1 protein-coding gene is annotated in these 815 nt (G+C 65.6%); it reads left to right on the top strand.

Annotation, left to right across the window (positions count from 1 at the left end; translation table 11 throughout):
- Positions 1-539: 539 nt before the first annotated feature.
- Positions 540-815 (top strand): transposase (locus J7528_RS23650; protein WP_291879743.1); only part of this gene is annotated, 276 nt, incomplete at its 3' end.

Here is an 815-nt window from a genome sequence, read left to right as displayed (position 1 = left end):
GCATGCTCGTTGGAACTTACGAGCGGCCATAGAGCGTCACTGTTTCGTGCGGCGAGCCTCCTGGCTGAACCGCAAGAGGCTTAAGGCCAGCTTTCGACCCATCTGAGACGTTGGCCTCGCCTCCCAACACCCTCTCTCTTTGAGAGAGGGAGGGGCCCGCCGCGAAGCGGTGGGAGGGTGAGTGGTTATAATCTCTCAGGATAACGCGCCGACGAGACAGCGTGGAGCGCCGGCCGCATCGATGATGGGAGGTCGAGTCATCTTGAGGGCTTCAACGGCCCTGGGTTTGCCTGCCGACGGTGAAACCTCTCACCCTCCCACCGCTTCGCGGCGGGCCCCTCCCTTGTATCTGGATCGCGGCGCCATTGCGTGATGGCTTGGTGCTGTGAAGGGACCGGCGGCCACCGGCCCCTTCACGCGGCGCGTGGCGCCCGTCTTCCCTCTGGCCTCAACCGTGAGAGAGCTAAGGGACCGCCGCCGCAGTCACGCACGACCGAACAGTCGCTTGATCTTCGATCGCATGGACAAGGCAGGTTACCGTGGCGAGCATCATCTGTGGAGTGGACGTTTCGTCCAGGACGTTGGACGGCCGGATCGGCGGATCGGGCCTGGAGTTGAGCGTGAGGCGTGATCCGGAGGGGATCGCGACCCTGGCTCGGTTCTGCGTCGAGCACGGCGTGGAGCTGGTGGTGATGGAGGCGACCGGCGGCTACGAGAAGCTGCCGTTCGGACTGCTGTGGGAAGCGGGCGTGCCGTGCGCGATCGCCAACGCCCGGTCGGTGCGGCGCTTCGCCGAGGCGATGGGCGTGCTGGAG

Origin of the sequence: Caulobacter sp., assembly GCF_017744445.1 — a bacterium.
Lineage (GTDB): Bacteria > Pseudomonadota > Alphaproteobacteria > Caulobacterales > Caulobacteraceae > Caulobacter.
Note: the sequence above shows the minus strand (reverse complement) of the source record. Positions and strands in the feature narration are given on the sequence as shown.